Annotated in this window: 10 protein-coding genes and 1 pseudogene; 4 read left to right on the top strand and 7 right to left on the bottom strand. The window is 61.6% G+C overall.

The window, feature by feature from the left end; all coding sequences use genetic code 11:
- Positions 1-58 precede the first annotated feature (58 nt).
- From I6L32_RS01855 to I6L32_RS01840, 4 genes are all read left to right on the top strand, one after another.
- Positions 59-364, top strand: a complete 306-nt coding sequence (locus I6L32_RS01855; RefSeq protein ID WP_141712016.1) for a hypothetical protein — start codon at positions 59-61, stop codon at positions 362-364.
- The gene (locus I6L32_RS01850; RefSeq protein ID WP_069651784.1) at positions 361-852 is read left to right on the top strand and encodes a hypothetical protein; all 492 of its coding nucleotides are present in this window, start codon (positions 361-363) and stop codon (positions 850-852) included. Before I6L32_RS01855 ends, I6L32_RS01850 begins: the two co-directional genes overlap by 4 nt.
- A gap of 168 nt (positions 853-1,020) precedes the next feature.
- Positions 1,021-1,545, top strand: a complete 525-nt coding sequence (locus I6L32_RS01845) for a helix-turn-helix domain-containing protein (protein ID WP_167824804.1) — start codon at positions 1,021-1,023, stop codon at positions 1,543-1,545.
- 209 nt (positions 1,546-1,754) lie between these two features.
- Positions 1,755-3,299 (top strand): hypothetical protein, encoded by a 1,545-nt coding sequence (locus I6L32_RS01840; protein ID WP_141712014.1) that lies wholly within the window; start codon positions 1,755-1,757, stop codon positions 3,297-3,299.
- 204 nt (positions 3,300-3,503) lie between these two features.
- Here I6L32_RS01840 and I6L32_RS01835 read toward each other — a convergent pair whose 3' ends face one another.
- The 7 genes and pseudogenes from I6L32_RS01835 to denD all read right to left on the bottom strand — a co-directional run bounded on the left by I6L32_RS01835 (position 3,504) and on the right by denD (position 11,862).
- A complete protein-coding gene (locus I6L32_RS01835) occupies positions 3,504-3,863 on the bottom strand; it encodes a hypothetical protein (RefSeq protein WP_141712013.1) in 360 nt (119 codons plus the stop codon).
- Positions 3,864-3,947: 84 nt separating this feature from the next.
- Positions 3,948-4,211: pseudogene (locus I6L32_RS01830) on the bottom strand (SDR family NAD(P)-dependent oxidoreductase); the annotation flags it as partial.
- A 114-nt stretch (positions 4,212-4,325) separates the two neighbouring features.
- The gene (locus I6L32_RS01825) at positions 4,326-5,726 is read right to left on the bottom strand and encodes an OprD family outer membrane porin (RefSeq protein WP_216944569.1); all 1,401 of its coding nucleotides are present in this window, start codon (positions 5,724-5,726) and stop codon (positions 4,326-4,328) included.
- A gap of 681 nt (positions 5,727-6,407) precedes the next feature.
- On the bottom strand, positions 6,408-8,345 hold the full coding sequence (locus tag I6L32_RS01820; RefSeq protein WP_216944568.1) for a methyl-accepting chemotaxis protein: 1,938 nt from the start codon (positions 8,343-8,345) through the stop codon (positions 6,408-6,410).
- A 59-nt stretch (positions 8,346-8,404) separates the two neighbouring features.
- Positions 8,405-9,295: a DMT family transporter gene (locus I6L32_RS01815; protein ID WP_216944567.1), complete on the bottom strand. Its 891-nt coding sequence runs from the start codon at positions 9,293-9,295 to the stop codon at positions 8,405-8,407.
- Between the two features lie 90 nt (positions 9,296-9,385).
- Entirely contained in the window at positions 9,386-10,891 is a 1,506-nt protein-coding gene (locus I6L32_RS01810) for a GntP family permease (protein ID WP_010673294.1), read from the bottom strand.
- Positions 10,888-11,862, bottom strand: a complete 975-nt coding sequence (gene denD, locus I6L32_RS01805; protein ID WP_223924706.1) for a D-erythronate dehydrogenase — start codon at positions 11,860-11,862, stop codon at positions 10,888-10,890. The genes I6L32_RS01810 and denD overlap by 4 nt, the downstream gene beginning before the upstream one ends.
- Positions 11,863-11,873: the final 11 nt, after the last annotated feature.

Genomic DNA, 11,873 nt, shown 5'->3' with positions numbered 1-11,873 from the left:
AACATGTAATCATTGTAACTTATTGAGATTTATAGGCTTATACATGAAGGTTTCAATATTGAAGCGTCAGCTCGCGGAGCGGATGGGTGAGGATGCGCACTATCTGGAAGGTAGGGACAAAGCGTTTTTAGCAGAGCTTGCCGGTATACCGGTTGAGCAGATTGAAGACGACGAGATCATCACTGGTGAAGGGGAAACCGGCTGGATTGAAGAGCGTGAGACCAATCTAGATTTGGCGGACAGGATGCGCATGGAAGTTAAGGAGGAAATCGAGAAGCAGCGTCAGCGCACTATTGAGCGTGGAAGCCTTGGCGGCTCGTATCGTATAGCGGCGGCATTGGCCCGCAAAGGAGGTAAAGCATGATCCCAGAAACGCGTTTCGAACAGGCGCATGGTGTGACAGCGGGCAAGCTCTCATACGCTTTGGAACTGATGGATAAGGGGGACGTTGTGGCGGCTCGCGATGTAATCCTTGAGGTTCAAAAGACCAATGAAGAGCAGGCCCGGGTTATTGATACCCGGCTTTATGGGGCTGTTCGTAATCTATGCGAGGCGAGGCGTATGGATAGCCGGAGATTTTTCGCATTGCAGCAGGTGTTAGGGTTGCGCGAGATCGTCCGCTCCTTGCTCGTATCACCTGCCGGGGTGGATCTGATCTCTATGCATGTGCCAGTAGAAAATGATTTCTTCGTCTCCATGCTGTCTAGGATCCCACAATCGGCGGCAGTAGCCCCCATAGCCAATGACAATGAGCGGGCGGCAACCCTGACATATCAAAATGGGAATGCGCGTTTATGGACGATGTTCTGCGAACAGCAGCAGGGTTTGGAGCATGGAGAGGGGAAAGCATGAAGCCGCAAAAAACAGTCCAAGTAATACGGTTATCCCGTCCAGTCGCGGAACGTGTTGCGATATGGGCCAGTGCTCTGAATATGTCGCCTACGCAAATTGTGGAGCTGGCAATCACCCGGTGGGAGCAATTGACCCCGTGTGATGCGCTCGGAATAGAGGGGGGCCGCGATGCGTCGCACCTCCCCCGCCCTTGAAGCGCAGGTTGCCGCAGCTCTCGCGGCAGGATGGCCGATTGTTGCTATCGCCGAGCAGACGGGAATCAGCCTATCCACAGTGAAACGGATCCGGGGGCGTTCAGGTGTTCGCCCCGACTCGATGCGGGAGGAGTTGATAGAGGAGGCCCGCGCCGGATTGCGGGCCTCATTATCTTCTGAGTTCGCCGCCTCGGAGGGCGCTCGCCTCGTCCGGTCACAGGTTGCACTTTGCAACCAAATCCATACCAAGACAGCCGAGCTGTTAGAGAGCCTGACAATTGATAGTGAATGTGACAGGCACCAAGCGGCCAAGATCCTTTCAGCGTGTGCCACAGCCAGTAAGCTAGCCGCTGATGGGTTGCGCCGGGTACTCACACTGGCAGCGGAGCCGGAGGTGGTCGAAGCCCTGCCGGAGCTGGTTGTGAGAGACTACACAGACGAGGAGATATTGGCTATCAGGGCCGAGCGCGATTGCTGGGGCGATGTGCCGCCAGAGTGATGCAGGTTGACGGCGGCCCCGCCCATGTCGCAAAGTAACTCCGTAATTTTGGCCGATGAGTCGGCCCTACCTCTTCGCTAACGCCCATTTCGCGGCGTCCTTTCGTTGGAATCCCCATAGGTACTGACACCGGCCCTAACCGGTCAGTTGTCGCTGTACGCGCTTTACAGGCACTTAGGGGATGGGACGGGAGACATTTAAAAGAGGGCTTGCCGCTGGCAAGCAGGCAAAAACAAAAAAAGCCGCCAAATGAGGCGGCACAAAAGGTTTTAACTATGGATAGAGTATCAGCAGAGAACTCGGTGCTCAATGACTGGTCATCAAAATTAGCGTGGCCTCAGTGGTGTGCTATGGCGCAAGCATTTCTCGCAGAGTACCGGCAAGCCCTTGTATCTGGAGAGGCTTTCACGGAGTACAAGTGGCAGGAATGGGATCAGTTCGACACGCTAGAACCTGATATTTCAGTCAGTGAGACTAAGAAGCGAGGGCGTCAAGTTCGCCCACCATACGCTGATCGCCCCGTTTCCGACGATGAATGGACCGTCATTGAGAGTCGTTCGCGTTGGATTATGGCTGGCGGCTGGTTAGCGGTCAGATCTGCACAAAGCCACGGACATCACCCCTATCAATGGGCTGCCAAAAACCAGCTAAAAGCAGCAGGAAAAGACCCCGGAAATTTTCCAGCAATTGCCGCAGATAACGATGCTAGAGATCACCGTGCAACCCTAGAGCTGGCAAGGCTTTGCGCCCTGTCCATGCGTAACGAATCTAGGGGCTTTGTAGTTAACACGGATATATGCTCCAAATACTCCCTCGATGATGTATTCCAAGCAGAGGAATGTCAGAGAGCATTGAAGCCCCTGATTACCTCAACCTTCGACAAACTCAGCCCCACTATGAAGCAGCTCTTGAAGCTGGCGAGCATGTATAGCCGGACAGGTGTCTACACCGCCGTGTCCCTTAACTTTGGAAAGGGGAAGCTGGACAAGTTCAAGGGCAAGGCGAATGGGCGCATGGCATGGCACAAGCGGATGACGACGGCACTAAACAAAGCTCTGCAAGGATTGCCGTTTAACTTTGTGATGGAGAGAGCACGCTCCGGTTGGCACCTTCACATGATTGTCCATGGTGTCCACTATGAGGTGTTCGAGGAGCAGCACAAAGCCGCACTCTTGCAAATTGGCGGAGCCTATACCCCGGAGGCCGAAGATCACCAGCTTGTGATCGATGGCGGTTATGGTTTCGAGTGGATGCTTGGATGGGTCGGATACATGACCAAGGACAAGGACGCCATCCTCTACGAATCCAATGCGTTGACCGCAGCAGGCAGAGAGCTGTTTGCCTACGTGAAAGCCAAGCTGACTGACTATCACACCCGGAACAGTCAGATCACCAGCCCCACACAAACCAAAGTCCTAGAAAAACCAGCTCCCTATGCATCCCCCAGTGAGAAAGTCAGTAATGCAATTTTGAAAATCGAGGCCAATGGCTGTGCAGCCACACCCGGACACGCTCATGAAGGCCCACAGGACGCGCCAGAATCAATTTCAAACCCAAAAGCACCCCAAGACAGCACAAGCACCAACAAGGCGGTTAAAAGCGATTATGTGAGCGTTGGCGACATAGAGGACCAACAAGTCCACCAGCCCCGGCTACCTGAAGACAGTGCCCTTGATGCCATGCTCGTAGAGTTGGACAAGTGGGCAGCCACTCACTTCGGAAGGGAAGAGATGCAAGGAGAGCTGACCCGGTAATGGACGGTTAATGACCCGGTATTAAAAGTAGATGTACGGGGTGTGTCAGGTGTAAGGGGGATCGTAAACGTGTGAGACAGTACCGGGACGATTTACAAAAACCGCTTTAGAGCACTCCAGCGAGCATCCGGCACCGTACCAAATGGCATAGCGACAAAAACGCACAGGGGGCGTTCTAGGCCCCCAGAATCAAACCTTTCGCAGCTATGCCACCACCTGACGAGTAACCCCCAGAACATCACGCCCCAGCATCAGGCACAGATTGAAATCGGCAGCAGACACCGGGAGCGTTTCGTTGTCGCTATCGTCGAGATAATCCAGCACATCAGCGGGTGAAACGTGCTGGATGTCATCGAAGCCACTCTGGATCAGTAGCGTCCAGAGCGCCCTTTTCCCTGCCTGTGATAATTCGCGCTCGCTCCATTGAAACCACTCGCACACGCATCCACAGTGGTGGGTCTGATGGCCTCCAGACACGCGGCAACCGCAGGGGAGGTGAACAGACAGCAGACGAGAGCGAACAGATAACACGACCGACCCGGCACTAATAGTTTGATTTTTCATTCGACATTCCAACAGCGACAACGGAAATAATCTTGCTTAACTCATATGGAGCTCACCAACAAGATACCCCCGACAAAGTAACTATGGCTGGCCGTAGGCGCCGTTGTTGAAGAGGCCGTAGAGGCGCCCTTCTGCCAGGGCCAGCGCCTCTGCCGCCCCTCGCTCTATGCTGGCGCTGTCCGCCAGATCCAGTTGCACCGCCAACAGACCCTGCTGCTGCAGCAGGGCCACATCCTCGGCCTTGCGGGCGGAAGCGATGACGGTGAAGCCCCGGGCGCCGAGCTTTCTTGCGGCGGCGAGGCCGATGCCGCTGGAGCAGCCGGTGACGAGCACGAAGGGATGGGGCATGAGCATGGTCCTGATTGACGGCCGGCAGGTGGCCCGAAGCGGGCATGGTAGCGTGGTGCCACCAAAAACAAAACCGGGCCAGAGGCCCGGTTTTCGGTCACGTCAGATGCCTGATTACATGATGGTGAACGGCATGATGATGTGGAACTTGACGTCATGCTCGGAGCTGAACATGTTCGGGTAGTACCAGCTGCCCTTGTCGTCCTGTTCGTTGTTGTAGTCGGTGTAGTGCAGCTTGAACAGGGTGCCCTTCAGCTTGCCGTCCTGCACTGTGTACATGACGTCGAAGTTGGCTGCCCACTCTTTGCCGCCTTCCAGGGACTTGTCGCCGTTGTTGGCATCCCAGCCGTAGGCACCGGAGACACCCACGCCCCAGCCCGGTGCACCCACCAGATCATCCAGGGAACGAGTCACGCCGAAGAACAGGGCCTTCTCGTCGTTGTGGTTCCAGTCGGAGCGGGAATCCCACCAGATTTCGTTCGCGCCCTGGGAGTTGCCGTAGCCGCGGGTCAGACGGGGCAGGTAGTTGCCCAGATCCCCTTCAGCCTTGGTCCACAGGCCTTCCAGACGGAAGCCATAGGGGCCGGCTGCCCAGCTGGCGGTCAGGGCTTGTTGCCAGGCCAGGCCGTCATAGTCGCTGTTCTCGGTGTCGGAACCGTAGAACTGGTAGCTGGTGTTCAGGCCACCCAGTACGTCGAACTTGTGGGCCAGCTTGAAGTGGTAGCTGTCCATGTAGCCTTCGGACTGACCGAAGCCGGCGGTGACGGCAGTGCCGTTCTCGAAGGTGTAGCGAGCGGCCAGACCGTGGATGTAGTCGATCTTGTTCGCATCGGTGAAGGGATCGCTGGCATAGGGGCTGCTCTTGGAGAAGCCGGTGGTGTTCTTGAACCAGGGAGCTTTGTACTCGTCGGCGATGGCGTAGGTCAGGTAGAGGCCGCCGAAGGTGCCTTCGATCTGGCCACCACGGTAGGTACCGGGTTGATAGGACCAGTTGACGCCGAGGATGCCGGGTACATAGAGCTGGGTGTAACCACCCTTGGCGGTGACGGCGTCACCGAACTTGAATTTCAGGGCGGCGTTGGAGAGGCTGAAGCCGTTCTCGGGAACGCCGTCACCACCTGAACCCCACTTGTCGCCCCAGAAGGAGAACTCGTTCTCTTCGTTGACGCCATTGCTCTCGTCAACGGCCAGATCGTAGGCACCGAAGCCGCCCACGTCGACGCCGATCACACCCCATGCATAGCCGGAGTTGAAGTTCAGGGCTGCCTGGGTGGTGGCATGGCTCAGGTTGGAGTGGTATTTGCCATCCTGACCCGGACCGGCCTGGACGCGATCACGCTCACGCTGGAAATAGAACAGGCCACCGGTGAGCTTGCCTTCGTCGATGAAGGCGCTGTAGGACTTGCCGTATTCCGGGCTCATCATGTCTTGAGCGGCGAACGCCATGCCGGGGGCGACCAGTGCCGCGACCACGGCAGCACTCAACGCGGCGCGCTTGAAGATCACTTTTTCCATTTGTTATTGCTCCTGATTTTATGGACTTAGCTTTTTTATCCGGCAGCCGGGTAGGCACCCGCCGCTCGGTATTGGCATTGCAATCAACACCCCGAAGGGCAAAAAAATGGTTCTCTGTCGAGCCCTTGTGCCTGATGCCTTGGCGCATCGGTCGGGGCTATCTGCATCGTTACAGTCGTTATTTTTTGGCTGTCGATCCTTGGCGATCTGACATCACCAAGAGTACGTTCGCGGTGCGAAATATCAATGTAAAGTTCCCGGCAAGTTTCAAAAATATGACCGAGTGCAAATAATCATGATTCTTGGTGTGGGCACTCCCAGGCCACTCATGTCGGCAATGACAACGCTTTCATGGTGATTTCACCGTTCTCCTGCGCAGATCTTGCTGTCAAGGCAGAACTTTCTTTGTTAACCCGGTGGCAACATATAATTTTGTATCACAAAAAAAGATGGGCCCGGTCGGATGCCCACTGTCGTGAGCGTGAGCCGTCGCCCCGACAGACAGGGGGACCAGGGATGTGAAAGGGGTGAGGGAGCCTGTGACTGAATGGATGAGGCAACCCGTCATCGCCCGTGAAGACGTGACGGGAGTATCAGGGGAAGGGTTGCGGCAAGGCCGGGCCGCGGGGAGATTGACAGGGAGCGCGCCCCGGGTCTGGTGCGAACCTGGCCCGGGGGTTATCAGCTCTGACTCAGGATCCGGGGGATCTGCTGGGCCTGGTGGTGGATGTGCTCGGAGACCTGCACCGAGAGACGGCTGCCCTGACGGGCGTGCTGGCTGATGCGGCCGATGAGGGCGGCGAAGCTCGCCAGCCTGTGCTCCTGGCTGCGGGCGTTGTCGGCCCCCTGCAGCGCGATGACGGCGGTGCTGCGCGCCATCTCCCGCACCGTCTGGGTGGTCTGGCGCAGCTGTTCGGCCTGCTGGCGCTGATCGGCGGCCTCCGCGGTGATGCGGGACAGCACGGTGGCGAGCTGATCCCCCGCCTGGGTGAGGCTCGCCAGGATCTCGGTGATCTGGCCGAGGGAGCGCTGGGTGTCGGCGGAGAGGTGGCGCACCTCGTCGGCGACGACCGCAAAGCCGCGTCCCTGCTCCCCGGCGCGGGCCGCTTCGATGGCGGCGTTGAGCGCCAGCAGGTTGGTCTGCTGGGAGATGTGGCCGATGACGTCGACGATGGCGGTCACGTCCTCCACCGAGCGGGTCAGCTGGGCCAGGGCGCCGCTGCTCTCGTCGATGGCGAGCCCGGTCTGGGCGGTGGCCGTCAGCATGCCACCCACCAGCTGCTCGCTCTGGGTCATGGAGTGTTCGTTGTGCTGGGCGTGCTGGGCGATTTCGGCGGCGACCTGGTGCACCTCGCTGGCGAGCTGGTTGAGCTCCTGCATCATGGTGTCGCTCTCGTCCACCGCCTGCTCCGTGGTGCGGGTGCTGTGATGGATCTCCTGCACCTGGGCCACCATCTCCTGCAGGCTGGAGGAGACGCTGGAGAGCTGCCCCGCCTTCTGCTGCTGATCCTGTTGCAGCCTCTCAATGAGGCGGTTGTAGCTCGCGACTATGTCCGCCAGCTCGTTGCGCTCGCGCCCCTGGGCCAGCAACTGGGCCTGACCCGTGGCATCGAGCTGCAGGAAGGCGGCCCGCAGCCGCAGCAGGGGGCTGACCAGCCAGCGGCGCTGCACCAGGGCGAACAGCAGGGCGACCACCACCAGGCAGAGCGCCAGCACGCCGAGCACCGTGGCCAGTTCCCGGTTCACCGTCTGGCGGGCGGCAGCGAGCCGCTCTCCCAGCTGTTCCCCGGCCTGCAGTAGCTGGCTGATGTCCTGCTGCACCATCTGACGCGCGGCCTGCTGCTGTTGCAGCGCCTTGCGGCTGTTCTCCAGCTCCTGCGGATAGCGTTTGAGCAGCGAAACCAGCTCGGCTTTGGGCTGATCCCCGAGCTCCTTGCGCTGCGGCTCCCCCAGGGTGAACTCGTCGGCCGGGGCCTCCTCGAAGAGATCCAGGCTCGGCAGGGCGGCTAGGGAATCCGCCTGCTTTTGCAGGGCGGCCAGCTCGAATTGCAGCCCCTCGAGGCGCTTGGCGCTCGCCTGCTCCATGTAGTTCTGGCGCTGGTGGGCGAGGGCGGGGAGGGCGGCCAGTATGTCGACGGCCCCCTGGCGATACTGCTCGGCGAGCGCCGGATCCCGCCCTGTGGCGGCCCCCTGCTGGCCATAGCGCAGCAGGGCGCGGGCCTGGGTGCTCAACTCGTTCTCGGCATTTTGCAGCAACCACTGGCTGTTGCCGGAGAGCTTGCCCGCCGCCAGGTAGTCGCCGTCGATACGTGCCCCCATCTGTTCGAGCCGGGCCCGCAGAGGGCCGGTCAGGGTGTCGTCCTGGCTGGAGAGCAGCGCCAGCGCCTGCTGGCGTACGCCCTGGGCCTGGGCCAGCAGCAGGGGATCCCCGCTGCCGAGGTAGTCGCGAAGCGCCCCCTGCAGGGAGCCGCTCAGCTGCCGCTGCAGGCGCTCCTGCTGGCGCTGGGCCTGCTCGGCCCGGTTGAACTGCTGCCAGCCCTGATAGAGGGCGGCGGCCTGAACACCGGCCACCAGCAACAAGACGAGGGAGGAGAGGGAGGCAAAATGGGCAATTTTCACTTTTCAGTCCTGCTTGAACCACGCAATGGGCGTGAGCTTAAGCAGGCCTGATGGCGTTTTTATGACATAGGCTCTGCAACTGGCTGAGTCTTGGGTGTTTTTACCAGCAGACCCAGCAGGGCGCCGCCCATGATGAGGGCCCCCGCCAGCAGATGGCGCGGGGTGAGCGCCTCGCCGTTGAGCCAGACCAGCAGCAGGGTGCTCAGCAAGGGGGTGAGGTAGGCGAGTGCCCCGATGCGGCGCGGATCCCCGTCCCGCAGCGCCAGATACCAGGTGACGAAGGCCGCCCCCATGGGGCCGAGGGCGAGCCCGGCGATAAGCAGCCAGTCCCCCTGGGGGATCCGGGCGAATGGCAAGGGGCCTTCCAGCATCCATGCCAGCAGCAGGGCCAAGAGCCCTGCGGGCAGGCAGGCGGCGGCCGTGACCACGGCGGGAGCGGGAGGCAGGCGGCGGGAGAGCACGGAATAGGCGCCCCAGACGATGGCGGCGCCGAGGGCCAGCAGGTAGCCGGGCAGATGGGCCTGTTGCAACTGCAGGTGACCATCGACCATCACCAGCACCGATCCCGCGAGACCCAGGGCCCCGGCCAGCAGATGGTGCAGGCTCAGGGGATGACCCGGCAGCAGCAGGGGCGTGAACAGTATGATGCACAGCGGCCAGAGGTAGTTGATGAGGTTCGCCTCCAGCACGGGGGCGTGGCGAAAGCTTGTGAACAGCAGCAGGTGATAGAGCAGCAGGGCGGTGATGGTCACCAGCCAGGTGAGGGGGCTGGCGCGCCACTGGCGCCAGAATGGCAGGGTGCCCGCCCCGCAGAACAGCAGCACCAGCCCCACCAGCACCAGCGGCGAGACGCTGGTGATCCGGGAGGTGAGCGCGGCGAGGGAGGCCCACAGCAAGATGGTGAGCAGGGCAAAACCGGTGGACTTGTCCCACCAGGAAGACGCAGGCATCCAACACTCCTTTGCAAGATGAATGAACGAAAAAGAGGGCCAGTCTAGCAGACTGGCCCTCGTCACACAGCGTTGCCGTGACGGTGCGGGTTATGACTCCCGGCTCGGGACGGCCCCTGCCGCCGGAGCCAGGGACTGCCCCTTGACGTACCAGACGATGAGGGCCAGCACCAGCAGCGGCAGCACGGGGTCGAACCAGGTGCCGCCGGAGCCGAACAGCAGGTTCAGCAGGGCGACGCCGGTGCCGCCGATGGCCCAGGCGATGGTGGTCGGGATGGACCAGACGATCATCTGCTGCTTGACGTCGGAGATCCCCATCATGCGGTTGACCACCCAGAACAGGCTGTCGTTGAAGTAACCGAAGAAGAGCGACCCCATGGTGGCGGCCTGGGCGGCCAGCAACATGTTGACCCCGGGGATCTGCGCCAGTATGGGGGCGGAGATGGAGGCCGCCGTCACCATGGCCACGGTGCCGGACCCCTGGATGAGGCGCACCAGGGTCGCCACGATGAAGGGGATCAGGATGGGGGAGATGGGCAGCTGGGCGATCTGCTCGGCCAGTTGCTGACCCGCGCCACTGTCGCGCAGCACGGCCCCCAGCGCCCCACCGGCACCGGTCACCAGCAAGATGATGCCGGCGGATTGCAGCCCCTCTTCCAGGCGGGCGGCGGTGGCGTGCCTGTCCATGTGCGGGACCAGGGTATAGACCGCCAGCAGCACGCTGATGGCCAGCGCGATGATGGGGGTGCCGATGAAGTTGATGCCCTGCACCAGGGGGTTCGCCATCAGGCCGTCCATGCCCTCCAGGGTGGCCAGGGTGGTGAAGATGGCCTTGACGAAGATGAGCACTATGGGCACCAGGATCGGCAGCAGCGACAGGGTCAGGCTCGGCAGGGTCTTGCCCTCCTTCTCCTTGAGGTACTGCTCATAGGTGGCTTGCAGCTCGTCCGGGGTCTGGGCGGCCTGGGCACCGAACTCGGGGTACTTCTTGTCGAGCCACTGGGCGTAGAAGACGATGCCGAGCACGCAGGGGATGGCCAGGGCCATGCCGGTCAGCAGCATGGCGCCGATGTCCACGCCAAACAGGCCGGCAACCCCCAGCGGGCCCGGGGTCGGCGGCACGGTATGGTGGGTTACCACCAGGCCGCCCGCGAGCGCCACCCCCAGGGTGAGCAGGGAGCGCTTGCCGCTTTTCGCCAGCGCCTTGGCCACCGGATAGAGGATGACGAAGGCGGAATCCACGAAGATGGGGATGCTGACGATGTAGCCCGTGATGGCCAGTGCCCACTCCTCGCGGCGCTTGCCGAGCCACTTGATGAAGCTGTAGGCGATCTGTTCGGCGGCGCCGGAGACCTCAAGCAGGCGACCCATCATGACCCCGAGGCCGATGACGATGCCGATGCTGCCGAGGGTGGAGCCAAAGCCCTGGGTGATCACGGTGAGGGTCTTGTCGATGCTCATGCCGCCGGTGATCCCGGCGATGCAGGCCGCCGCCAGCATGGCGATCAGGGCGTGCACCCGGGTACGGATGACCAGGAACACCAGCACGAAGACCGCGATGATGAGACCGATGATGGGGGTTGGGATGTCGCTCATGATGCCTCCTGCATGTCATGGGTAATGAAACTGTCGATGATGTCGGCAAACGTCCTGTCTGCCGCGAAGCCGAGGGTGCTGGCCCGCTGGTTGTCGATGCGTCCCGGCCAGCTCGCGACGATGCGCTCGATGGCCGGATCGGCGGCAAACTGCACCCGATCCCGGGCCGCCTGGCCACCGGCCCGGGCGAGGGCCTCCAGCATTTCGCCGACGGTCACGCTGATGCCGGGCAGGTTGATGCTGCGGGCGTCACCGGTGGCGGGAAGTCTTGCCGCCAGCAGGAAGTTCGCGACCACGGTGGCGGGGCTGGAGAGCCAGAGGCGCAGATCCGGGCTCACCGGGCAGATGGCGCTCTCCCCTTGCAGCGGCTCGCGGATGATGCTGCTGACAAAGGAGGAGGCGGCGCGGTTCGGCTTGCCCGGCCGCACGCAGATGGTGGGCAGGCGCAATACCAGACCGTCGACGAAGCCCTTGCGGCTGTAGTCGTTGACCAGCAGTTCCCCCATGGCCTTCTGGGCGCCGTAGGAGGAGGTGGGGGTCAGGGCGGTACCGTCATTCACCAGCTCCGGCAGCGGGCCGCCATAGACGGCGAGCGAGCTGGTGAAGACGAAGCGGATGCCCGGCCGGGCATGGCGGCACGCCTCCAGCAGGGTGCGGGTGGTGTCCAGGTTGACCTGCCAGCCGAGATCGAAGTCCTGCTCCGCGTGGCTGCTGACGATGGCCGCCAGGTGGTAGACCACGGCGGTCCGCTCGCTGATGAGGGACTCGGCGACACCGGCTTCGGTGAGGTCGGCCCGCAGACAGCGAACCCTGGGGTCCGGCAGGGGGGATTGCGGCTGCTGGATGTCCACCAGCAGCAGCTCGGTGAAGGGGTGGGGGCCTTGCAGCAGGGCCCGGGCCAGTTTCTGGCCCAGGAAGCCACCGCCGCCGGTGATGATGATCTGCATCTTGTTATCCTCAGACTCGTTCATGTTCAGGGTCG

The sequence above is a fragment of the Aeromonas sp. FDAARGOS 1402 genome (assembly GCF_019046925.1).
GTDB classification, from domain to species: Bacteria; Pseudomonadota; Gammaproteobacteria; order Enterobacterales; family Aeromonadaceae; genus Aeromonas; species Aeromonas caviae.
Note: the sequence above shows the minus strand (reverse complement) of the source record. Positions and strands in the feature narration are given on the sequence as shown.